Annotated in this window: 25 protein-coding genes; 2 read left to right on the plus strand and 23 right to left on the minus strand. The window is 38.6% G+C overall.

Annotated features, from left to right (window positions below; genetic code table 11):
- Positions 1 to 195: 195 nt before the first annotated feature.
- From VB264_RS16705 to VB264_RS16795, 19 genes are all read right to left on the minus strand, one after another.
- A complete protein-coding gene (locus VB264_RS16705) occupies positions 196 to 1,242 on the minus strand; it encodes a hypothetical protein (protein WP_323251059.1) in 1,047 nt (348 codons plus the stop codon).
- A 275-nt stretch (positions 1,243 to 1,517) separates the two neighbouring features.
- Positions 1,518 to 3,008 carry a hypothetical protein gene (locus tag VB264_RS16710; RefSeq protein WP_323251061.1) on the minus strand — a complete coding sequence of 497 codons (1,491 nt, stop codon included), beginning with the start codon at positions 3,006 to 3,008 and terminating at the stop codon, positions 1,518 to 1,520.
- A complete protein-coding gene (locus VB264_RS16715) occupies positions 2,956 to 3,519 on the minus strand; it encodes a hypothetical protein (RefSeq protein ID WP_323251063.1) in 564 nt (187 codons plus the stop codon). The genes VB264_RS16710 and VB264_RS16715 overlap by 53 nt, the downstream gene beginning before the upstream one ends.
- Complete coding sequence (locus VB264_RS16720; protein ID WP_323251065.1) at positions 3,506 to 3,907, minus strand: hypothetical protein; 402 nt, start codon at positions 3,905 to 3,907, stop codon at positions 3,506 to 3,508. Before VB264_RS16720 ends, VB264_RS16715 begins: the two co-directional genes overlap by 14 nt.
- 35 nt (positions 3,908 to 3,942) lie before the next feature.
- Positions 3,943 to 4,302: a hypothetical protein gene (locus tag VB264_RS16725; protein ID WP_323251067.1), complete on the minus strand. Its 360-nt coding sequence runs from the start codon at positions 4,300 to 4,302 to the stop codon at positions 3,943 to 3,945.
- Positions 4,302 to 4,523, minus strand: coding sequence for a hypothetical protein (locus VB264_RS16730; RefSeq protein ID WP_323251069.1), 222 nt, complete (start codon positions 4,521 to 4,523; stop codon positions 4,302 to 4,304). Before VB264_RS16730 ends, VB264_RS16725 begins: the two co-directional genes overlap by 1 nt.
- A 53-nt stretch (positions 4,524 to 4,576) precedes the next feature.
- Entirely contained in the window at positions 4,577 to 5,272 is a 696-nt protein-coding gene (locus VB264_RS16735) for a hypothetical protein (RefSeq protein WP_323251071.1), read from the minus strand.
- A gap of 61 nt (positions 5,273 to 5,333) precedes the next feature.
- The gene (locus VB264_RS16740) at positions 5,334 to 6,314 is read right to left on the minus strand and encodes a hypothetical protein (RefSeq protein ID WP_323251072.1); all 981 of its coding nucleotides are present in this window, start codon (positions 6,312 to 6,314) and stop codon (positions 5,334 to 5,336) included.
- An 85-nt stretch (positions 6,315 to 6,399) separates the two neighbouring features.
- Positions 6,400 to 6,831 (minus strand): hypothetical protein, encoded by a 432-nt coding sequence (locus VB264_RS16745; RefSeq protein WP_323251073.1) that lies wholly within the window; start codon positions 6,829 to 6,831, stop codon positions 6,400 to 6,402.
- A gap of 19 nt (positions 6,832 to 6,850) precedes the next feature.
- Positions 6,851 to 7,672, minus strand: coding sequence for a S49 family peptidase (locus VB264_RS16750; RefSeq protein WP_323251076.1), 822 nt, complete (start codon positions 7,670 to 7,672; stop codon positions 6,851 to 6,853).
- A gap of 67 nt (positions 7,673 to 7,739) precedes the next feature.
- On the minus strand, positions 7,740 to 8,156 hold the full coding sequence (locus VB264_RS16755; RefSeq protein WP_323251078.1) for a hypothetical protein: 417 nt from the start codon (positions 8,154 to 8,156) through the stop codon (positions 7,740 to 7,742).
- 37 nt (positions 8,157 to 8,193) lie between these two features.
- Positions 8,194 to 8,586 carry a DUF1353 domain-containing protein gene (locus VB264_RS16760; protein ID WP_323251080.1) on the minus strand — a complete coding sequence of 131 codons (393 nt, stop codon included), beginning with the start codon at positions 8,584 to 8,586 and terminating at the stop codon, positions 8,194 to 8,196.
- The gene (locus VB264_RS16765) at positions 8,576 to 8,992 is read right to left on the minus strand and encodes a hypothetical protein (protein WP_323251082.1); all 417 of its coding nucleotides are present in this window, start codon (positions 8,990 to 8,992) and stop codon (positions 8,576 to 8,578) included. Before VB264_RS16765 ends, VB264_RS16760 begins: the two co-directional genes overlap by 11 nt.
- A 20-nt stretch (positions 8,993 to 9,012) precedes the next feature.
- A complete protein-coding gene (locus tag VB264_RS16770) occupies positions 9,013 to 10,875 on the minus strand; it encodes a phage head spike fiber domain-containing protein (RefSeq protein WP_323251084.1) in 1,863 nt (620 codons plus the stop codon).
- Between the two features lie 8 nt (positions 10,876 to 10,883).
- Positions 10,884 to 11,393 (minus strand): hypothetical protein, encoded by a 510-nt coding sequence (locus tag VB264_RS16775; RefSeq protein ID WP_323251086.1) that lies wholly within the window; start codon positions 11,391 to 11,393, stop codon positions 10,884 to 10,886.
- Positions 11,394 to 11,590: 197 nt separating this feature from the next.
- Positions 11,591 to 12,061 (minus strand): hypothetical protein, encoded by a 471-nt coding sequence (locus VB264_RS16780; RefSeq protein ID WP_323251088.1) that lies wholly within the window; start codon positions 12,059 to 12,061, stop codon positions 11,591 to 11,593.
- 131 nt (positions 12,062 to 12,192) lie between these two features.
- On the minus strand, positions 12,193 to 16,281 hold the full coding sequence (locus VB264_RS16785) for a hypothetical protein (protein ID WP_323251090.1): 4,089 nt from the start codon (positions 16,279 to 16,281) through the stop codon (positions 12,193 to 12,195).
- 27 nt (positions 16,282 to 16,308) lie between these two features.
- A complete protein-coding gene (locus VB264_RS16790) occupies positions 16,309 to 16,839 on the minus strand; it encodes a hypothetical protein (protein ID WP_323251092.1) in 531 nt (176 codons plus the stop codon).
- A 94-nt stretch (positions 16,840 to 16,933) separates the two neighbouring features.
- The gene (locus tag VB264_RS16795; protein ID WP_323251094.1) at positions 16,934 to 17,737 is read right to left on the minus strand and encodes a DNA adenine methylase; all 804 of its coding nucleotides are present in this window, start codon (positions 17,735 to 17,737) and stop codon (positions 16,934 to 16,936) included.
- Positions 17,738 to 17,878: 141 nt separating this feature from the next.
- Here VB264_RS16795 and VB264_RS16800 point away from each other — a divergent pair, with 141 nt between their 5' ends.
- Positions 17,879 to 18,127, plus strand: coding sequence for a hypothetical protein (locus VB264_RS16800; RefSeq protein ID WP_323251096.1), 249 nt, complete (start codon positions 17,879 to 17,881; stop codon positions 18,125 to 18,127).
- Positions 18,114 to 18,407 (plus strand): hypothetical protein, encoded by a 294-nt coding sequence (locus VB264_RS16805; RefSeq protein WP_323251098.1) that lies wholly within the window; start codon positions 18,114 to 18,116, stop codon positions 18,405 to 18,407. The genes VB264_RS16800 and VB264_RS16805 overlap by 14 nt, the downstream gene beginning before the upstream one ends.
- Positions 18,408 to 18,410: 3 nt before the next feature.
- On the opposite strand, the gene VB264_RS16810 is transcribed toward VB264_RS16805, so the two are convergent.
- The 4 genes from VB264_RS16810 to VB264_RS16825 all read right to left on the minus strand — a co-directional run bounded on the left by VB264_RS16810 (position 18,411) and on the right by VB264_RS16825 (position 23,398).
- Positions 18,411 to 18,911, minus strand: coding sequence for a hypothetical protein (locus tag VB264_RS16810; RefSeq protein WP_323251100.1), 501 nt, complete (start codon positions 18,909 to 18,911; stop codon positions 18,411 to 18,413).
- Positions 18,898 to 19,254: a hypothetical protein gene (locus tag VB264_RS16815; protein ID WP_323251102.1), complete on the minus strand. Its 357-nt coding sequence runs from the start codon at positions 19,252 to 19,254 to the stop codon at positions 18,898 to 18,900. Before VB264_RS16815 ends, VB264_RS16810 begins: the two co-directional genes overlap by 14 nt.
- Positions 19,255 to 19,874: 620 nt before the next feature.
- Positions 19,875 to 21,299 (minus strand): hypothetical protein, encoded by a 1,425-nt coding sequence (locus VB264_RS16820; RefSeq protein WP_323251104.1) that lies wholly within the window; start codon positions 21,297 to 21,299, stop codon positions 19,875 to 19,877.
- Between the two features lie 59 nt (positions 21,300 to 21,358).
- The gene (locus VB264_RS16825) at positions 21,359 to 23,398 is read right to left on the minus strand and encodes a DUF5977 domain-containing protein (RefSeq protein WP_323251106.1); all 2,040 of its coding nucleotides are present in this window, start codon (positions 23,396 to 23,398) and stop codon (positions 21,359 to 21,361) included.
- Positions 23,399 to 23,436: the final 38 nt, after the last annotated feature.

Below are 23,436 nucleotides of genomic sequence, written 5' to 3' on the forward strand. Positions count from 1 at the left end.
TTTTAGCAGAAACAAAATACAGAAAAACCCTGAAAATTGCCAATATTGACACTTTTTCGGGGTTATTTTATTTATAATGTATTGATAATCAAATAATTATATTACTAAAGGGAAGCCAAGGGTGGTAAAGGAGCTTGAGAATATGTAAGGATTAATAGCCAGAGGGTAACATCTCTGGCTATTTAAAATGTATTTTTATTTAATTCGTAATTCGTTTGTGGAGAATTTTTTATTAAAAAAGTTTATATTACTTTTTGGGAAACAATTAATATCTATGTGTTCTGAAGTTGAATATTCTAATTCTTTACATAAGTTTTTTTGCCCTGAAACTCCAAGGGCATTCCATAAAGCAGGTGCAAAAAAAGTATTTTCTGCATAATTAATAAGAATAGCTGAAATTGCTCTATAAAACAATGTGACTTCCTTGTCATAAAGTTGATCAAGTTCATCTAAAAACACCATTCCTAAATCATCATCAGGAAAACAAGATAGAATTATTATAGTTTGATCATGATCTGGTAAAACGGTAATCATAATGATAGAATAAAGCTTCTCTGCATCTGAATGATTGTTAAAAGGCTTACCTGAATAGGTACAAAATGGTGATATCTGAGAGGAACAAGCTATCGGAATACTATATGGAACTATAATGCTTAAATACTCTAATCCGTTATATTCTTCGTTTTCAATTAATGAATCTAATTTATTCTTTGCAGATAATTGGTCATTTTTTGATAATTCAAGTCCATTCCTAAAAGAATATAAATCAGCTATAGGTATATTTTCAGTAAACAATGATTCAGTATTATATGCCTTAATTTCCTCCTTTTTTCTATGATATGAATGTGCAAATGCCCTATAGGTGTGTAAAAAACAGTGCTTATCACTGTTATCAAATTTATTATTTTCTATAGGAGAAAATAATGTTGTATCGTGATGATCACAAAAACCAAAAAAAGTAGATGCACTCCCTTTTCCTATCGGCTTCAATCTCATTACTTGTGTGGTTTCACCAACTTCATAATCAGTAAAAGTATAAATTTGTTTATTACCATTTATATCTCCTTCAATAATCGAGAGCCTACCATTTCTCTGAATACTATGTGATAGTTTTATTTTACCTTTACATGTACTTTTATCATGATAAAAGCACTCATCATCTATTTTACCTGTGTTTTTAAAAGCTGCCAAAGCTTTTCTGTAGTTAACTTTGCTCTCTTCAAAACTTTCATTCCCTTTCATTTATTTAGATTTTATTGTTTTAAACTAGATGCAATTTTTTATACTTTATCAAGTATTTATAAGTAATTTGAGATAACAATTTAACTTTTTTATCTTAAAAAAAAAAGTTGCACCATTTTTATAATACTCATCTAATTAATTCAATGAAATTTAGGTGTTTACGAGTTTTGTATCTTTTTTTAATCCTTCAAGTCTGCCGTTAAAGCCCGCCCTTTGCCGTTTTGGAAATTTCCACTTTCCAGTTTGCCGAATAGCTGAAAGGTCGCCCTGGGTGGTTAGATAAAGTCGATGTCGAAGCCCGTGGGTAGGTGGCCGAGGCCTTGCTTCTTTTTCCAAGTGATGTAGTAGTCGACGGTATCGGATAGGTGTGTGGCCTGCTCTTGTGGTGTGCTGGCCTTACCCTCGCTCGACTTGTCTTTACTGTAGTCGTCGTGTATGGGTGTCATCTCTATCGAGCGTATGGTAGAGCGTGCTTGGACTGGGTTAATCCTTACCTTAAATTCATCAGGGTTCTTCTCAGAAAGAATATCATGTATCAGAAAAAACTTTTCCGTTCCCTCTAAATTATATGTGAGCGGCTGTAAAAATACTTCCCAACCAGCCTCCGAAAATACTTCCGAAAACAGGTCAAATAAAGTTAGCCATTTACCATCCCTAAATTTAGTCCCAGCAGATTTAGACCCACCATTCCTATCACCCGTAATATACACCGTTTTCTTACCATGGTTACCATATTGCTCCACTACCTTCTCGGCCAGCGTCTCAGCCATGGTCTTGTTATTCTTAGGTGTCTTTACGAACGCATCAGCTACTTGTTTGAGCTCCATACCATCAGGCTGCCATATCGTACAGCTCGTGAAATGGGCATTAAAGTCAACCGATATTTCAAGCGGTCTATGTTGGGTATAATATTCTAAGTCAGCTGGGCAATGCTTCAACAATTCAAAAGCAGGATAAAACGTCTTTGGTGTTTTACCCAGCCTGTTTCCCTCTACCTCAACATCAAACTCCAGATCAGTCAATGTTTCTCTAAGGTTATCAATATAGTCTTCAGGCAAAAATGCTTGATTATCCTTTGTTTTAATATGGGCAAAAAAGTATTTATCAGGATGCTTCTTGGCCAGCTCCTCATATTCAAACATCCATTCCCCACTAGTACCATAGGGTGGCGACGAAAAGAAATAAAATCCCCAGTGTAAATTACTATGGAATTTCCCTTTATTGGCTCGTATCCTACCAATCAAAATTTTCAGCCATTCTCGTTTGAACAAAAGCCCTTCATCCATAATCACAAAATCGTCATTTCGTCCACGGTGGATATCGGGCGTAAGTTTATAAGCACAAAGCTCCACGACAAAGCCGTTCGGGAAACTGATACAGTTACTCCAGTCGTCGGGCTCTTGGAATGGCCTATCCCAATTTTTAGGAGGTTCACGCCAAAGCACATAATCGCCATGACCCGTATCCCAATTATAGGGTTTACAATCCCAGCGGTTTTCATCGCTCCAAGTCGCCTTGAGACCAGGCATCAATGAACGCTTTGCTTGGGTAATGGTTATACAAGCAAATTGCCCCTTGGCTCGGGGCAATTCTTCTTTCATAATCATGATTAAGTCGGCCAAAGCGACTGATTTTCCTGATCCAATTCCACCCACAATTCCCGCAGTTTTTACTCCTTGAGAATCTAAATTAAACATAACAGCTTCTAAAAAATCAGCTTGTTTGTTGTTCACCTGAACATTCTGAATCTTGTCCAATAAGCTCATAATTTGTATCTTTTATGGTATTCGGTGTAGCGTAATTATTATTTACTTCAACTCTTTTAATGACAATTTTGGTCGGTTTTTTCTTTTCATCAATGTTAGCTTTGATTTCATCATAAGCTCCGTCGATTTTGGCTGCTTCTTTCATTAGCTTTAAATAGGCATCAAAATCACTGGCGTTTTTGGCATTGTAGGCTGCTTCCCGAAACATCTCAGCATACAAAAATTTGATACCTTCTTTATTGCGGAGCTGGCGAAGCTCAGCAAAGGTTTCATAGGTCATTGCCAAAATTTCTCTGGCTCGTCTATCTTGTACTTTTACTTGCTTATCATTCTTTAATAGTTGAATTACTTCCGTATCAGAATAACCGTCTTTTAGCCAGCTCCGTGCAATATCAATTTTATTGAACGTTTCGGCTTGGGTCGGTGTGAGCTCTTTTCCTAATAGTAAATGCTCCCTGAAGACGCTCATTTCTTCATAGACTTTATCCAGGTATTTATTATGTTGTCTCATATCTCAAGCGAATCAATTCTTGGTTAATTTCTTCTTTCCTTAATTTACTTTTGGCCAGTTTTTCCGACCATTCTCCAACCTTGGAGCTCTCTGGCTTTTCAGCAATCTTTTGATCAAGCTTCCAAATGGCCGTATTCAATAATTGTAATTCATGCCTTAATTCTCCTTCTTTTTGTGGGTTGCCAGTAGCTTTTGAAACGTTTTCTTCAGGTAACTTTCCAAACTTTTCGTAATGTGCAATTTTGATTCTTCGCTCTTTCCATTGATTTCGTTTTTCCCTAATCTGATCAATGATTGGTTTAACGCCATCCACGTCGTTATCATCAAAAGTGTGTAGCTTATTAGACAAAAGAGCGGCATCACGATGCAACGTTTCCGCTTCCATCATGAGCCGCTCCAACTCTATTGGTGTAGAACTATTTTCTAAACTGTTTTTTTTTCTTCAGTAGCTGCTGCTTGATTGTCAGTTATCGACGTTTCCTGAGTTGCCTTTTCTTCTTTTGTAGCCTGATCAGCCACACTATCAGCTTTCTTAGAGTCATCTTGTGTTTGTTCTGGTTTAGAAACTTCTTTGGTTTCAACAACCTCTTTTTTATTTACTGTAGACTTTTGAACTGGTTTTGCATTTACGTCCGCTTTATCGCTTTCTTCAGCTTCTTTCGCACAGGCGTTCTCATAAGCCAAAGTAGCCAGCTCAAGCTTTTCTTTGGAGGCTTCCGTTTTAAAAGCATTATGTTCCATTTCTGCCAATTGCATATCGGCAAATAATCTTTCTGATTTCATTATTTGATTGAAGGGGATAAAAGGTTTTTATAAACGCTTGGAGGTGTTGGCTCTTCATGATAATTTTCATTGATAGCAATGAACGGATTACCATTGTTAAAAAGCACTTCGGCCTCTTCATCGGTCAACCCATCATTAATGTACTTGGTCTGACCCATGACAAAAGTGTGGACTTTCCCTGCGTTTTCTTGATCAACGACTTTATACTTATTGAGTGCCATTGTGATAAAATTTATAGCGTGTCAATCTTTTCGACACGCTAAAGGTTGAATAATTAGGCTGGTAATGCAGCAACAGCAAACGTCACAGTATTAGCCAACGGACACACTGGGTGTGTATAACCGTCATTTTTGGCCGTGAAGGTGGTTTTCTTACGTTCAGTTCCTTTGGCTGGTGTAGATGATTTAGCCTCGAACATCAACGGCACGTACTTATCACCCAAATAATAAAGGCTGTTATCGTTCCCCTGAACAATGATGTTTACAGGCGTTTCATACAAAAGAGCCATTAATTTGGCGATATCAGCATCAAACCCTAAAATATCAAATTCAATCCCCTGCGTAAATCCAGCTCCAATCTTCATTTCACCATCCCATTTTAACGTATCGTACCAAGCTTCAATCTCAACAGCCATTTTCCCAGCTGCCAACGGAATCGCTCCCGAATACTTGCCTGAACTTTTGATGAGTTCATAATCAATAAACTCATTCAAAATGTCTTCTGTCAAAATGATATACAGTCGTTTTGAGCCTCCCAGCTGTGGGTTTTGGCTTCTTCTTCTGATTCCCGTCAAAGCCGTGGCAAAAAACATTCCTGAAGGGTTTTCTAATGTTACGCCCGTAACCAATTGAAGCCCTATACTGCCCGACAACATCATAAACATAGATAAAATCGGATTGGCTGTATTAATAAAAGTAGCGATGCCCAAGGCTACACAAAGCAGCACAATAAGCGTTTTTAATTTTGTCATTTTATATATTTCTTGAATTATTACCTGTATTCAAAACTCATCACTCAAAACTCACAACTTCCTAAAGTCTATTATTACCAAACCATTCCGAGCCCAAACCATACTCCACACAAGCAGAATAAAGAATATTAAGCTCAAACCATTTGATTTGCTCTTTCATTTTTACTTGATACTTGCCAGTATCTTCGTTTGTAAAGAAGAACAAATCGGGACTAATAAACATCATATTGCTTGCTGCCAAGGCAGGATCTACGTCAAACGAAATGTTATCAAAGTCATCAACCTTGGTCGCAATCTCATTTGGCCCGACTGTATTCGGGAATTTCGCTCTACGGTTGGCATCGTATAAACGTTTGTTTGTTGGCGAAATCTTAAATTTCAATGGTTTAGCTGATAAGGCTGGATTGACGTCTGTCAAAGCACAAATCGCTCTAACTTCGTCATAAATGTTCGTAACGCTCAAGGCTGTACCTACCGAGTTCAACACGTTGCTGCTTGGGATATCCCCACCAGCTCCTCTACCTGCCGTAAACTTCTTAATCAAACCGTCGATAGAAGACATTGAGCCAAAACCAGCTTGATTGAAAACCCCTTTATAAGTCCCGAAAAGTGCCAAACCTTCACCTGATTTCTTCAAGACTTGCCCAATAAAGAACAGCTCCCAAGGGTTGGCCAGCACTTGTTCTTTGGTCATCGCTCCAGACGTAACCAAACGTTCGTAACTTCTGAAAATCTTCAAAATATCACTTCGTTTCAATACCAAGTCAATGTCGATATCGAAAAACGTTGGCAATTTTGCTCCAATCTTTACAGCGTCAGCCGTTGGTGTAAAATCGTCTTTAGCTGGTTGATTGGCATCCTTGGTAATGATGCTTACAATCGGGGTTTTAGAGTCTGTTTGTTCTACGTTAAAATCATTTCTGATTTTCCCGAAACCATCCATTACCGACTCATTGATAACGATAGGCGACTGTGAAATCAAATTTTCTAATTCATCTGGCAACGAATCAAAATTTGGTTGAATAGAACTAGTAATAGGCATAATCTTTTGTTTTTTGTTGTTAAAATAAACTTGATATAATTGAAGCCTGCGTAGCTTCTCAAAGCTCATCACTCATAGCTCAAAGCTAGTTTTTCGCTTTACTCAGCAAAATAGACATCGGATGATCCTTCGCTAATTCACCTTTGTTTTTAGCAGCACTATCACTGGCATCTGCTCCTGGTAATTTGTTTCCAAGGTTTGCTTTTTCATCATAAAACTCTTTATAAGTATTACGCTCCTTTTCAGTGTCGGCTAGCTTAGTTGATAAATCGTTTTTAGTGGTTTCTAAATCCGTTACCTTTTGAGCCAAATCTGAATTTTTAACCTTTTCGGCATCATAATCTTCTTTGAGTTTCATATTACCCTCTTGCTGAGTATCCAATCGGGCTTTCAGCTCCGTCATTTCTTCCGAAAATGTCGCTAATTGTTCCGCTGAAATCGTTTCAGACATCATCTTGAAACTCTTTGGTAAATGTTCTTGTAGCCAATCTTTGGCTACCGTTGTTGGTTTACTCATGTGTAGAAATATTAATTGTTTAACCTTTTGAAAGTTGTAAGCTTCGCTTTATAGCGTCCGAAAGTGAGCCAACCTTATCCGCTAATCCAAGCTCCAGCCCTTGTTTGATGTTATAAGTATCACCTTTAAAAACTTCTTCGTTTTTTATCTTACCTACACGTCCACGTTTTACATACCCTACAAATTCCTGTCTGGCCATATTCACTTGGTTTTGTAGTATTGCCCTAGTCTCTTCGGTTAAAGGCTCGTACATATTAATCAACGCTTTACGCTCGCCACCTTTGGCTCTAAAAATCTCCAATGAAATCCCCTGTTGTTCTAATTCTCTTTGATGATTTTCATAAAAGATTAAGGAAGATATTGATCCAATGCCTGTAGAAGAATCGTTTTCAAGCCAAATTTCATCCGCTTGCGAGGCTACAAAATACCCTGCAGAATAACATTTAGCAGTCTGTACTAACAAGGGTTTAGCTTTTCTAAATTCATTTACGGCATCAGCCAATAATGAACAACTATCAGCTGTCCCTCCTGGTGTATTGATTTTGAGAACCGATGCTCTGTAAGCATCATCTTTTTTGGCCGATGCCAAAAGGTCGGCTATCAGTTCATTACTCGAGCGACCCATTTCCCCAAAAATGGGTAGTACCAACACATTAGGATTATTAGATAACTTCTTAGTAAAATACTGGTTATACCACTTGGCATCATCCGCAGTAAGCATATTTTTAGCACCTCCCAACACATCAAAAAGCCCTAAAGCTCCGCTGGCTGTTTGCTTGTTGCTAACTCTTAAATACGATTCTTCAATGTTCCATATATGCTCAGTAAATAAATTGGCCATGATATTTGTAGAATTTTTCTACGAATATCATGGCTAAAAAACCATTAATGAAGGACAGAATAGTATATTAAATTTGATCGAAGCGAGATACAAATTCTATTTTTATAAATTTTACTTTTGAAACATTTATGGCTCTTATTACTTGCCCAACATCACCTTTATAATCTTTTTCAAAATTAACATGTGTCAAAGATTGATCGGCTTCTAAATAAAAAAATCTTTTAATTAAATTATGGATAAAACCTATTTTGTATTTCTTTTTATTTGGTTCTATAAAACAAGATTTCTCATTAAATAGGGTATCAAATTCATATTGAATATTTACCTCTTGTTTTAATTTACTTTCTTCAGTTAAATTATCTCCAAATAATTCTAATTCTAAAACAATTATTACATTGTACCTGTAGTCAACTAATTCAGGCGTAGTTTCATTAAATTCACTGTAATCAAAGAAATTTGACAATTTCTTTTCGATTGTTTCCATACAATAAGGGTATTGGGTTTAAATTTTTAAAAATATTTTACTTAGCTTTTCTCCAAGCATATTTACCAAACAATCTGACCATCAAATACATTACATAATTTGTAAATTTATTTTCATCATTCACTTTATTAGCCAAATACAAAAACTGATCATCCGCAAATTTCCGTGCAGCCTTTTCACCTAGCTCTTTTTGTCTATACTGTAAATCATACAAATAATCATGCACCAAAGCTGCCCTGTTGTATTTTCCAATGGGAGGGAACAAACTCCAGAGCCAGCGAGGTACACTGGCAAAATCAGTAACATACCCAGCGTTTACCAAAACAGACGAGCCGTCTGAAAGTATTTCTTCAAACGGCTCATGTAGCTCCCACCAATCACTTTTATCCGTGGGAGCTTCCCTATAAACAACAACAATCTTACTGAACATTGGTAACAGACAATTTAAAATCTGTAAGACTACCCTCAAAAGCAAAGTTTTGTAAAGCGGTATTTATGGTCGCCAAGGTTTCAGCACTCGGAAAAGCCCTGTTTTGTTCTATCAATAAATACAAATCAAAAGGAATGGCCTTGCTACCTGTATCAAACAAAACAGGTGTTATAAAATCAGCGATTGATTCTTCCAGTACTGGCTTTCCTGATTTCATCACTGGCACACCATTTTCATCTAATTTCGGAATCATTTTGATATATTTCTCTGAAATTATTTCATAAGAAATTTCACAAAGCTTTTGACCATCCGCTACAAACAAATCTCTTAAAAGCGTGTAACGCATGGTTGTTGGTATTACCGTTACCTTATAAGGCAAAGCGATATTAATTGAGGCACTTTTCATACTATTTCTATTTTGTAAGCTTAAAATACAGGAGTAATGGCATAAGACAACGTCTTTCCAACGGGTGCGGTAAACGTTAATGGGTTGTCGGTATTGGCCGTACAGGTGCTCGCTGGCGTAGTGGTAATGGTTGTTACCCCCGAGCTATCCAACACTTCAAACGTGAAATCAAAAGGGAAACGAACATTTCTCGTGATACTAGCTCCTGTGCCATCCACCGCAAAAGTAGATTTTCCCAAAGTTCTCAATATCGCTTCTGGCGAAACATAAGCCCCACGAGCCAAATCACCATTTGACGGTGCTTGATTAGCATCCTTTCCAAGTTTTGTACTTGGTGTCGATAAATACTGAAGTTCGGTATTGCTTAAACGTTCACCCCAAATACAAATCTGTTTCACAGGTGCATTGGGCGAAGTATCCGACCCAATTCTTAGTTCATTCAGGGCAGGTATTACCACCGCATTATCATCCGCAGAAGCCACACCATTTACATATAATTTTGCATCATTAGTGGCAAATCCATAAGCCATTAAAACCGAGTTGGTAGCAGGAATAATATTAACAGAGTTTTGTACAACACCATCAGAAGTAATGAAGCCCTCAGCACTACCATTGGTATTAATCATGACGCCAACTCTATTGGAACCCCCACCAGTAACAGCTCCTTGTAATAGTGCATATTTACCATTGGTTACCGATACTTTTCCTTTGGCAGCACTCACAAAAATTGTCCCTTTGGTAATGGCTCCAAAAAGTTGACTGAACTGCGTTCCCGCTATCACAATCATATCCTGCTCTCTGGTTACCGTCGTAGCAAAAGTTGGAATATACGAGGTCGCATCAGCTCCCTTGGCCAATTGTGGGCCATAGATATAAATATTCTGCGAAGCACCAGCCGTATGTGCACCCGTAACAGGAATAATGATAGCACTTAAATCAAAAGATGCACTAGAAGTAAACGCAAGCTCACATCTATACCAGCCATTATTATAAAGTGTCATGGCAGAATTGACAAACGTAAAACCTACCCCAAAAGTACTCCCTGCTAACCTTGTACCTAAGTTTAGGTTGTAAGTGACCGTTACACCCCCACCAGTAGACGTAACCTGCAATTTAAACGATGTTCCTATCGTACCAGCTTTCGCCCAAACCGAAAAGGTATGTGTCGTAGCATCAGTAATGGTAACGGCTTGCGATAAATTTGATTCACTAGCCACTGAATTATCCGTTAAAAGACTCGCTTCGGCTAACGTTCCATTCGGAGCAATGGTATCGTTTGCACCAATGGCCAACGTCGATTTCCTCCAAGCAGCATTTGAAAAGTCTGTAGAGTATCTTATCAAATTTGTCCTGCTTTCCTCTAGCAACAGCCCCAAACTTTCGCCAGTTAGCGGGTCAAAGGTAAAGCGTGGCTTATTCGCCTGAACAGTTTTTACAAAGCCATTTCGGTCAATGTAAGTCCCAACACTGTTTCTGGTAAAAGCATACACAGGGTCAAGGAATCGACCATTGGCAAAGTCTAAATTCAAAATAGGTCTAAGAGCAGGTCGCCCAAACCCACCTGCCAAAGCATCAAAGCTGGCTTTATTATCATTCACAACCTTCCCGAGCGTATTGGCTGGATAATCCGTTTTGGCTGCATTGTGGGTAATTTGTCCTGAATCATAGGTATTAAACAAACTAGGATCTATCACAAAGTTTTCAGGAAAACTATCGGCAATGTTGGTGTAAGTAATATCTAGGAAACTCCTGAACTCTGGTTTTAACCAGATCGCTAAAAGTTGCTCCTGCGTAAGGGTGTTATTCAATAGGATTGTTTTACCATCCAAAAACACTTGAGCCTTATTGCTATGTTCTGGTTTTACGGTGATTGTTTGTGCCATTTTTATAATTAAAATTGTTGAAATTGAACAGTATTAATAAAAGAGGAATCCAAAAAGTAACTTGGTTGGGTAAACTTTCCAGCAATGCTTACCTGAATCATGCTTCTATCAGTAATGGCTCTACGGTACTGGTATCTCAACCCATTATCTTTATTACCAGCCATAAAGCACTCACCATTTGTATCTCGCCAAAAACCTATAAACCGCCTTGCTTGGTTGGCATATAGCCAGCTCAGCAACGCTTTGTTTTGTCCGTACACCTGCATTTCTATGTTTTCGGTGTACAGCTCCCCAACTTCATCATCTACCTTAGTTTCTTGCCATGTGCAAACCTTCTGGCTGAATTCAAACAAAACACCTTTTGCTCCAGCAACCAGCATAATTCCCGAGCTTGTTACTTCCATGCCTACGGGTTCAATGCTAATTACTTGCTCCAGCTCAAATAATACCAAGCGAGTCAAATACCCCACGCTGGGCTTATCATTCCATTGTCTAAATCTTTGTAGTGATGTATTCATATTAGCTCAAAACTACAATTACAAAAGTCAATTTCAACGGACTAAAAATTCACGTTTTTCTAGGAATAGACAAATAAAAAAAACCGCTCAGGAATCATCCAAAAGCGGTTTTTATGTATTTTATCAATCGGACGAAAGTCCCTGCCAGCGGACAAAAGTCCGAAAAATCGGACAAATGTCCGTCAGAGCGGACTTATCTACGAAAAGTTTTTATGAAAATTTCTTGAAATCTTTACTAAATAATCTCGGTAAACTTTCCTTGCCGTTTCCATTTCGATATCCACATCAGGAATGATACCATACCTGTCTAAGAATCGTCGAACAAATGGCGTATAATCTTCTACTCGGCTATACTCATGTACACTCCTTACTTCACATACCAAGGCTCTTCTAAATTCAGCATCTAGTAAATTACAAAACTCTTTAATCTTATCAATCGGGAAATATGTGCTGTAACTTTCATCATAATATTGAATCTTTAGCACTGGCAAGTTAGCATCCGCTTTGTACTTCTTAGGGTATGGATCTACTCTTTCTACAAATTCAATCAACCTCCCCAGCTCGCTCCGTTTTTCAACTTTCACAAACCCTTTGTCGGTTACATCATAAGTGCCTTCTATAAATTTTTTAATGTGTGGTGGTACAGCGAATTCTACTTTCTTAATCATATTTTAGAGCTTTAAATCATTATTCAAATATACAAAATCAATACACTAAATTCAAGACTCAAGATTCAAGACTCAGGATTCAAGACTCACAACTCAAAGCTCCCAACTCCTCACTCAAAACTCCCAACTCCTCACTTCCTAGCTCCTAAACCCGAAATCAAACTAATCATGAAGTCCATCTTTGTGTTCGTATTTTGCTGACGAATGGCATTCACTACATTGTTGGTAGCATCCACGTTTCTATTTACCGCATCACGTGTTTGATAGCTATAATAAATACTTGAATCGTTCTGCTGGACAATCCGTTTCAAGCTATTATTTTGCTCCCGTAAAATCTTGATTTGTTCTTCCGATAATTCTTTTGAACGTTGCATATCTTCACTCGACTGGTTGAGTGCCGAGCCTTCAATGGCAAAACTGTCTGTTCCATCTTCAAAGCGTCGTTTACCCAGCACCGTTCCATATTGGTACATTCTACCTTCAAACGCTTTACTATTCAACGAAGGAATACCATTTCTAAAAGCCATCGGTCGGTCTTTCATATTCATCGTTTGCCAAACAGGTTTCTTAATTCCCTTCTTAGCATTTTCGTGCATTTTCTGAATAATGGGTTGGTTGATTTCCGTTTGTTCAGCATTTACAATGGCTTCGCCACCTTCCATTTCGCCCAAATCCCTACCAGTTTTATTATCAATTAAAGCAATGCCACCCTTGCCATAAGTCTTTTCATGTTTACTGGCTTGGGGCGTAAAACCATAATGAAAAGTAGGTTTCGGTTGCGAGTTAATCTTAGCCACTTGAATCCCCGTCATAACGGCAGAAGCCGCTGCAAAAACCAAGTTCACTGGCCAAAAAGCAGAGGCCAAAGCCTTTAAAGTTGCTAGTGCTCCAGTGATTAAAGCAGCTGCCAAATCGGCTTTTTTCTGGGCTTCCCAAGCCCTCAGTTTTTCTCTTTTTTCCGTTTCTCGGGCTTTATCATTTTCGGCTTTGATGGCCGCTTCCAAATCCTTCTTAATCCTTATCTGTCGGTTCTTTTCATCAGTAGCAGCTTTTACCTTTTCTTCTTTTTCCTTCTCAGCAGCCTTTACTTTATCGTCCATTTCCTGCTTGGCCTGTTCGATCCTTTCCTTTGATAGAGCCTTGTCCTGCTTGGTTTCATCATTCAGCTCATCTATCTTATTTTTCAAGGTTCTTTCACCAGCATCAATCTTAGCATCCCGTTCGTCCTCAGCCGCTTTGATTACCGCCTTCATAGTCTTTTCAGCGGCATCCATTTTCTCATCCTTTTCCTCTTTGGCCTTTCTGATTTTCTCCTCCAGTGCTGCCTTTTCGGCTTTATCAGTCGTGGCTCGTAGCTGCGACTCCATATCCCAAATTTGCTCGTTCAGGGTCTGTTCTAGGTTCTGGAGCTTTTCGGTTTCTTCTTCCTTCAGCTGCTTTACCTTTTCCGTCTCCGCATCCTTCATGTTCAAAAATTCTTCCGAATAATTTTCCTTCAAAGCCTTTATCTTATCGGCTTTGTCCATGGTATCATCCTGCAGAATTTTCTCTAAATCTTTAATGCGATTGGTCTCGGTATCCTTTAGCTCTTTGATAGCCGTCGAATGTTGGTCTTTTACTGCTCGTTCTTTGTCAATGGCAGCGTTTAGGTCAGCACTGTTTTTGTCTAGCTGTTGCTGTAGAATGGCTACTTTTTCATCCCGTTCACGCATGGCCTCAGCAATGGCTTTATCGGCTTTCGCTTTTTCAAGATCAGCCAAAAAGCTGGCTGCTTGTTGTGCCATTTGCCCAACCATATTATACTTTTCTTGGTTGTTTTGTAACCTCGTTTGCCATGCTGCCAATTCCCCTTGTACTACCTGCCCAGCGGCATCAATCGCTTTAGAAACATCCCCCTTCAGGAAGTTTGAAAATACATCACTCCAAGCTTTTTGTTTGCTCGCTTTGCCATCAGTAAGGTCTTTATCAATCTTTGAAATATCCTGAGCATACTTTTCCGTTTGGGCTTTCTTCTCATTATTGTAACGGTTTTCAAGTGCCTTTAAAGTTTTTTCTTTATCAACCGCATTCGTTACTTCCCGTTCGGCTTTTGCCTTTTCAGCGGCCAGCTCCGCATCCAGTTTTTCTTTGGTGTATTTTAGCTCAAGGTTTAGCCGCTCTTTCTTTATTTCGGCCAGCTTATGGGCATTGTTTCCAGCCTGTAATTCCTTCCAGTCCAGCATGGCACTTTCGGCCTTGCGTTCTTGTTCTATCACAAACTTGTTATTCTCAAGCCGCTTGGTAGCCGCTTCTTCCTGCTTTTTAGCCTCCTTTGCCTTATAATCGTCTCGTATTTTTAGGATTTCAGCCTCGGCTTCTTTGTCAATCGCTACCCGCTGTTTTTCCTTGAGCGTCTCATCGGCTAACGTTTGATTTACCTCAGCTTTTCGCTTCCTGGCTTTTTCTTCAATCTTGGCAATATCACGGAGCAACTCATCTTTAATGCTGTTGATATTGGTTTCGGCTTCATATTCAGCTATCTTTTTCAGGGCTTCCTCATTGGCTTTGGCAACATCTTGTAGGTGCTTATCTTCGGCTTTTTCTTCTTTCTTACGGTTTTTCTCCGCTTCTTTTTCACGCTTTTCGGCTGCCTTTTTTTGTTCCTCCGTCATGGCTTTTTGCTTTTTCCCTTCGGTGGTAGCGGCTGCCAAAACGGCTTCAGGTTCCAGCTTCTTTGGCGTATCAACCATAGCGTTTTTATAGCCTTTCTTGATTTCTTCAAAATTACCCACCACGTGCTGAGTCATGGATGAAGCTTGTTTTTTAGTGGCGTCCCAAGCTTTAGCAGCTCCCGTAAAATCTCCCTGCAGGAATTTTACCAAAGCTTTACCGCCATTAAATAAAGTAGCCATGGCATCAATAATGGCTTGCACACCTGTTAAGGCTAATTTTAAAGGAAGCAGCACATTTTGAAAAGCAATGCCCAGGGCTTTCATTACACCCGAAGCCGAAACTGTTTGTTTATTCAAACCAGGGAACACTTGTAAGACCAAGCCCATCAAACTATCATACACATTGGTTACCTGAGTCCACAAGGTTCTAAACACACTCACCACTGGCTCTGAGTTTTTGGCCAGCTCTAGTAAAAAATTGGCTACATTGATTACTACCGAAAGCAACGCATAGAAAAGCGGTTTCAATTGCTCTCCCACAGCTCCAGACAATTGCATAAAAGTATCTTCAAGGTTTGAGGTTTGTCCTTCCAGCTTGGTCATCATTTCGGCATTTTGCCCAGCCACACCTTCCATTTTACCAAAGGCTGCTACCATCTTCAAAGCTCCTTCTTCGGTGGCTTCCATGGTTACTTTTTGGCCTTTAAAAGTACCAGTGATTTTATCGCCCGACTTTTGTACTTTAATCCCCAGCTCGTTCCAGCGTTCGGTATTACTTACGTCCAGAATCGCTTCATTCAAATCTTCCATGGGTTTTCCCAAGGCACTGGCCACATCGCCCATGGAAAGGATTTGCTCACGGGTTGGGCGTAATCCACGGTTTACCATTTTTACATAAGCTTCTGTAAGCACGTCCACCGAGAAGGGTGTTTTGGCTGCGATATCTTTCAAAGCCGCCATTGATTCTTTGGCTTGCTTCTGTGACTTCAAAGCCGTTCCCAAAACAGTTTCATACTTCTCCAGCTTTTGCGTAGTACCAAAAATTGATTTCCCTAAGTCAATCGCCCATTGTACCACCTGTAAGGCAAGCATGGCCTTAAATGCTAAGTTTACCTTACCAACTCCACCCGAAATCTTATCCCACATCGTTGGCTTGGCCAAGGCTTCACCACCTTCTTGGATTCCCCTTACTTGCGTTCTTAAATCCGAAAGCCGCTTTTGGGCTTCTTGTAACCGCTTCGAGCCATCTACAAAAGCCTTGGTATTCGGGTCAAGGTTTTTTAATTCTTTATTCAGGGCTTTGGTATGTTGCTCTAGTTGCGAAATGGTCATTTTGCCAACATCCATTCCCTTCATTGATTTAGCCAGTTTCTCGGCTTCTTGTTGGGTTTCTTTTAGTTGCTGTTTATACTTTTTCCACTCCTCCGAGCCTTTGCCTGCTCCAGTAGTTTCTATTTCCTTCAGCGTCTTTTTTAGGGTAGAAGCATTGTCATTTAGCTCCTTTAGCTTTTTGTCAAATTCGCTGGTCTGAGCCCTCAGCTCCAGCGTTCCAGTATCTCTAAATTCCATGTTGGGTGTAGAATATTTAAGGGTAGATTATTTAGAAAAATTGATGCCTAAATCACGTAACGAGGCCATGCCAGCGTGTTCACGCAAATCCCTAAAGAACCTAGGGAGTATTTCATTTTTCATTGGATCATTATAAACACCTCTGTAGCCACGTTTTACATTGGGTTCTTTTTTAAACTTGTGTCGTAACCCTTCAGCAATCCTTTCTACCGTGGCAGTGTAGCTTTTGGGCTTTACTCCCTTGGGATAACCAGGCACATAAGGAAACGAGCCAACGCCTACTTTTTCCACAAACTTTACCATGGCCGAAAGCGGTGGCATTCGCTCAAAATTCAGCTGCTTTAAATCTTTTATCCTAAGCAACATATCATAGTGGACGCTGGCCATGATAAAGCCTTTTCCTCGTTCGGTTGCTCCAGCTCGAATACTATTCAGGAGGTCGCCAGTCATTACAACCCCTTCAGCGTTTACTTGTCTTCTAAAAGCTTTCTCGGCCTCATCCACATACCTTTTCAGTATTTCAGCAAAAACGAGGTTCTCAGTAATTGATTCATTCATTTGTGTAGATTTTAAATCAAGTACCAATTTCAGCACAGCTCCGCCATTAAGAAAGGACAAAACAAAAGCCCCAGCAATGGCTGAGGCTTTTGTGCTAATAATTCCAAGTAAGGCATTCTGTTTTTGTTTTACCTATGCTCTTTTTACCATCAACGGAAAGATTTTTTACATGGTCTTCATGTTGCCAACCAAACTTTTCTCGGTATTCCATCAAAAGATTTTCTGGGTATGATGATAGTAAAAACTTTCCTTGTAGGTTTACACAAGCATCCAATAATGCTTTAAAATCTTCTAAAGTATAACCTTTGTAATGTCCCTGATCCGACGAAATGTAGGGTGGATCTAAATAGAAAAACGTTTCTGGTGAATCATAAGCTTTGATAACTTTCAACACGTCATAACTTTCTATCGTTACCATCTTCATGCGTTCCTGGTACCCCTCTGTAAAGCGTTGCTTTTTGTTAAACAGTCTTAAAGGTGATTTACCACCTTTATCATAGCCGAAGCCCGAACCTATTTTACAAGAAAAACTCATGTTTGTTTGAACCCACACCGCCCACGCCATTACCAGCGGGTCTTTAATGTCATCAATGCCATCTTTGTATTCGCCTCCAGCTTCTTTGTGTTGTGCTCTGCTATGAAAAGTTTCATCAATCAATTTTTCAAGCTCTTCAAAGTCATATTTAAGTACCTTGTAAAAAGTAATCAGCCTTTGATTAATGTCGTTTACTACTTCAGCATTGCTTTTCTTTTTCCCAAAGAACACAGCTCCACCGCCAAAGAACGGCTCTACATACAAGAAATGATCAGGAATTTTGGGCAGAATGTGCTTTAACATATTTTGCTTACCTCCGTAATAGGAAATAGGCGTTTTCAATTCAATCTTACTTTCCTTCATGTTATTTTATTAGGTGAAAATTTTCACGAAAGTCAGATTACAAGCTCAAACCTTTAAGGACAATTTTTTGTACCTAAAAAAATCATTAAGTTTGTACAAATCATTTTTCGGAGCCTCACCGAGTAAAAAACGAGTTACATGATGGATACAACAACATTCAGCAACGGCAGAGCAGTTGCCCAAGCTCACTTTGATACCATTGTGAGCAAAGGCAAAAAATTCAAGGATAGACAAGTTCCGATCTATATCCGTGAAAAACTTTGGATACCATTCTACCTAACCATTGGGGAGTTTGGCGAACATTATATTCACATTATTCAATTACCGAATGAAATAGAATCAAAAGTGCATTTCAAGGCACATTTAATTATAAAGGATGAATCAACCTAAATACGTTCTCATCGAGAACAACAAAGCCGCTTCTGAACCATCAGAAGCGGCTTTTATTTTATGTACACGTAACCCCAAATTCATAGCGGAAATCAAAAAATTCCGTACCCTCTCTACCATGGACGAGTACGTCCCAACCAATCAATATATCCAAATAAGAAAAAATTTACCTGTTATTTTAGAAGTCTCAGAAATAGAAGAAAACTTTAACGAAAAAGAACTAGCCAACGCTTTAAAGTATATGGCTAAGTGGTATTTTTATAATTGTTTACAAAGGTAACCCCTATTCATCATCATCTTTAATAGGATTTTTTGTATCCTGTGGCTTCAATACACTTTTTGTAGCTTTACTTAAGCCAAATCCACCTGCTATACCCGTTAAAAAGGTTAGCCAAGGGATAAAGAATGTTTCTTTAAAAAAAAGTATCAAAATCGTTATAATTGGCATTACGATCAAAACACCTAATAATACATACCTAAATGTTTTTTGATTGATAACAGAAGCATCTATTTTTTTTAACTCAATTTCTTTGATAGCATCAAGTCTTGCTGAATTAAAAGTAAAAGCATTTTTCTCATTTTCTGCCATCGTATTCAAAACCTTATCAACTTGCTCCTTGTCAAGTTTACTAAGATCTAAAGTACTTTTACCACCTTTCTGCATAGCCATTATTTCAAGTTCTTGAAACATCGCTCTTACATTCTGTTTTGGTACTTGTGGAGATACGACTTCTGCTTTTGCCTCATTTTCCTCATTCTCAGCAGTTTTTTCAATATTGCTCATTACTTATTAAACGGTGTTTTTTATTATAATAAAATACATTAGAATTATCCTCTTTCTCTTCACTGTTAAAAGTGGAAGCCAGTACTCTTTTAAACGCTCTATCTAAGGAATCTGATAAATCACCAAGTCTGCTTTCAAGAAAATACGTAGCTTTTCTTTCTTGATAAGCATCAATAATAAGCTTTTTAAAAGCTGTCACTTCTACATTTGACAACTCATTTTTAGAGGCATATTCATCAAAGGTCTCCAAAAATATATTCAAGGCCTCATCCAACGCTTCAGAACGTTTGTCTGAAAACTTCATAGGATTATTTGCAAATATATGTTTTTCAATGGCTGTCATACTATTTCAAATTTTCTCATTCTTATTTTCCTTTACTACTTCCGTGTAGCTTCCGTGAAATAACGCTAAATTTACAATAAAAATTACAGCAAAAAACACATATCTGTATTATTTTTACTTACAAAGTGCTATATAATTATTATTTTTATATACACAGAATTCCAAATAAATTCCTTTATTATTTAAAAGCCAACCACGAAACTAATGGGTAATAAATAGTTCTATAATGATAAAATCAAATTATGAACTATTTAGTTGAAAGTCATGTTTTTTAAGCTAACATACCAGAAAATATATTTTATTTTACAGTTTAAAAATTAAATAACAATATTAGGTTTCACGGAGTCAACAACTTCGATTTCAACAATATCTTGTGATAATATCCCATTTTTCTCTCTATTGGTACATTGTGTAATAAGTTTTATGAGCATTATTTTTAGTAAAATGAACTTTTTCAACGTAAACAAAAAAGGAGAAAACATGAAAACAACAATTAACAATTTCGCTAACAATCTAATGAGTGCATTTTGGGGAACAATTGCTAATGTAGAAGGAAGTATTATTGCAGGTAAATTGTTGACTCCGTGAAACCACACCTTCAATTCAGTTTTTATAACAAATCAACTCCCTACCAACAACCCACTAAAAGCCTTCGTAATAGGCAATTCCCCTGATAACTGAGCCACCAAATATTCAATACCATTCAAAAAAATCTTTCTAGTAAAATCAAGCTTCGCCAAATCTACTTCATTCAATACAAATTCCTTTTTTAGATAAAACTGCCCAGCTCTCATACTTTCCAAAACCGACCAATGTTTGGCCTTTAAGCCATCCGTTCCATTCCAGTAAAGTGATGTACCGTTTAAGGTTGGTAAAGCCCGTGGGTAGCCGTCAACCATGCCATTCCAAAACAATAGTTTGGGTGCTACCTTTTTGGCTAATTGTTCAAATTGGGCTGTCACACCTTCCTGCCTTACTTCGGCCAATCCTGTGGCTTCATTGACTAACGTTGTTGAAAACTCTGAGGTAACTTTGGCAATGCCTGTATAATACTGGTTGCTGTAGGCTGGTGTAACATAGTCGGCTAAAACCGCTGGTTTATCTTTTGCCAAAGCGTCGGAAGCATCTAATTTATAGCCCAGCTGTAGCCTTGGGTTTTGTTCTGGTATTTTTACCTCGCCAACCAATCCTTTATCGCTCCAGTCGGTGACGGCTGGTAAAGCTAGGTCGTCCTCCCAAAAATCAATTTTAAATACTTTGTTTATTGGGTCAATACTAAACTTTAGATTGGGCAATTTTCTAAGCTCCAATAAAAATTGTTCTATTGTCAGCTCAGGTAAATGTCGGCTAACATTTACAATATTTTCACCATCCAAAGCCCGAAGATTAAACAATACTAATTTACTCCAAGTAGGATGCTCCAGAAAGCTTCCAGTGATAGTGGTTTGAGTAATTTCAGCAATTTTTAGCAATACCCATTTCACAAACATAAATGGCACTCTTGGACTGTTTGCTAGTAAATACGAACCATCCACATAATCATTTACTTTGTTGGTGTAGCCAATAGTTGCTCCCTTATCCGCATAATAAGCCGTATTTACAATGGTAGGCAAACAGTAGGCTTCTGTTCCGCCTTGGCTATGAACGCCATCAACTACGTTTAATGGCAATGTGCCAAACTCGGAAATTTCAGTAAGCAAACGGCTTTGATAATCGCCAAAGAAACTACTAAAAGCCTCTTTTGTATCACCTACATAACCGTTTTTCTGAGAGGCTTCTTTTAAGCTAAAAACGCCTTCATGAATCAGCTCTCCACCAAATACATATTCAAACAAAAATTCTGGTAAGTGTCCACCTGTCTGGGGTTCTTCCCAATAGCCAAATACTTTTTGGTTGCGTGGACTAAAGGGTAAATTCGGCAATTTGATATTACTCTCGGGAATCATCTCATACAATAAATGAGGGTTAATCAAATCTATTGTTGGTGGTGTTTCTGTACTAACATCTACCGTTTGCCCATTAATTTTTAAGTTTAAACTACTCATATAAATCAATTTAAGAAATGTATTTTAGGCAATCACAACCAATGACTAATCACCAATCACTAATAACTAATTTTAACAAGATATACCCTTGATCCAGACGGGATTTGTGCATGTGGTATTTCAATATCGGCATAGTTATCAGCTGTAGGTACTTGAGCAACATTATAAATCAAATTGCCATTTACATACACTTTTAAACCAAAATTAGCACCGTATAAGATAAAACGCCATCCTCTGTTTGTTAGGTAATTGGTGGGTAAATTAAAGCCCCAGTAGCCCTGCGGATAAACATCTGTTTGCCCCACCTGATTCTGTAAAAACCACATATTACCCTTACCTATACCATTACGATCATCCTTTGATACACCGTCGCCACCCACAAAACCCGTTTGCCTAAAATGGGCATAACCTACAGGGGTAGCATAGGTATAGTCATAAGGATTGAGCACACAATCGCCAAATAGGTTGGCGTATTCTTGGGTGTTGGTAGTAGTATATTCCAGCTCAGCCAGCTGTTGTGCTTCGCCTGGGCTTTCGCTTCCGTATTTGCCTGCAGGGATGGTAATCGTGGCATAACCTCCCACTTTACCCATGCTACAATTTAAACGGATAAAAGTGCCTGAGCGGATAATAGCGGTATTGGGATAAGGCGAACTACCAGGCGTAATATTGGGGTTAATCAAGTAAGGTAAATAATCAGCATCACCTTCAACATTGGGCTTCATTGTCAAAGGTTTAAAAATACTTCTATCGTCTTCATACACCTTTCGCAATCGAGCGGGCTTCATTCTGCCAGTACGTTTTCCGAAACCATCCAGAATATGCGAAAAGTCTAAACCTTCCCAAATCGTAGCACGTGCTTGAGTCGCTCCAGTGCCTGGTGCGTCACTATAATTCTGGATAACTTTATCCAGCATAAACGAAAAGCTTCTGGCTATTACATCCGTATTGTCCTCGGTGTCTATCAATTCGTTGGTATTTCGACGAATAGGTAAATGTCCTTTCTCTGTGATAAAATACATTTCATCGGATAACATCAGCTCGTCTAAATACCGCAAATACTTTTTAGCATTCCGATCAAACCAACCCGTCGAAATCGTCAATTCACGATGTCCCTCCGTATTAATAGCCACCATTTCCAGCCAATCAATACTCTTTTGTTGGTTGTCTCTTTGGGCAAATGTCTGGGTAACTTTTAAGGTTTCCGAGCCTTTACCAATCAATCGTAATGTATCAAAACCTCCCAAAGAATTACTAAACAAAATGTGTCTTTCGTTAGGTCTGAATTGTGGATCTATGATATAAGTTCTTACTTCCGAAAACCGTCTGTTTTGTTCATCCGATAACCAAACATCATATTTCACCACATCATCGCCAAGCCCTAAAGCTTCAGCTCCCACAGGACAAAGTACAATCATATTCATGGCCACGTTTTCAAGATTACCTTTGGTGAAAACCGTGCTGGTTTTATCGGCTTTGTAAGCTTCTATTCTTAAACATACTTTGGAAGGTCTAGGGAAAAAGTTGATTAAAAACGAAAGGTATTCTTCCTGCGTTTTACCAATTACCTTTTCGTTGGGTTGCCACGTCAAGAATTGGCGTTTCTGAGCCTGATTTACATTCCAGAAGGAATCCTGCCAGATAATAAAATCTTCGTCAGAAAGCCCAGCTTTGATACACCATTTAGTCGGTAAAGTAGCATCAAGATTTACCGCTGGCGTACCACCAGTTACAACCTCACGAAGTTTAAAGGGTGTTGTTTGGCTAACAACGGTACTCATTTTGTTTTGCTTCCAATAGGGCTTTTGGTAGGTAAGCAAACCGTCTAATTTACCGTTTCTACGATTGTACTCAAACAAAGCTCCCGAAAACGAGCTAGTATTCCCTTGGCTCTGTACGGGTGCTTCTTTTCCACGACTTTGGTGTAAAGATTCAAAAGCCAACGACTGAGGAAAGGTTGGCACTTGAATATCTAAAGAATAAGCTAAACCCACCCTTGAGGTCATCTCAGGATCAGCCGCTTCAATAGTATGTAACAAACGGTTTCGACTAAAAACCAAAGGAACAAATGAAATATCGGTAAGTAATTGATCAGGCATAAAATAAGCTTTAGGCGATACGCTGTAGGCCGTAAGCT

This window comes from Arcicella aquatica (genome assembly GCF_034928825.1).
GTDB classification, from domain to species: Bacteria; Bacteroidota; Bacteroidia; order Cytophagales; family Spirosomataceae; genus Arcicella; species Arcicella aquatica.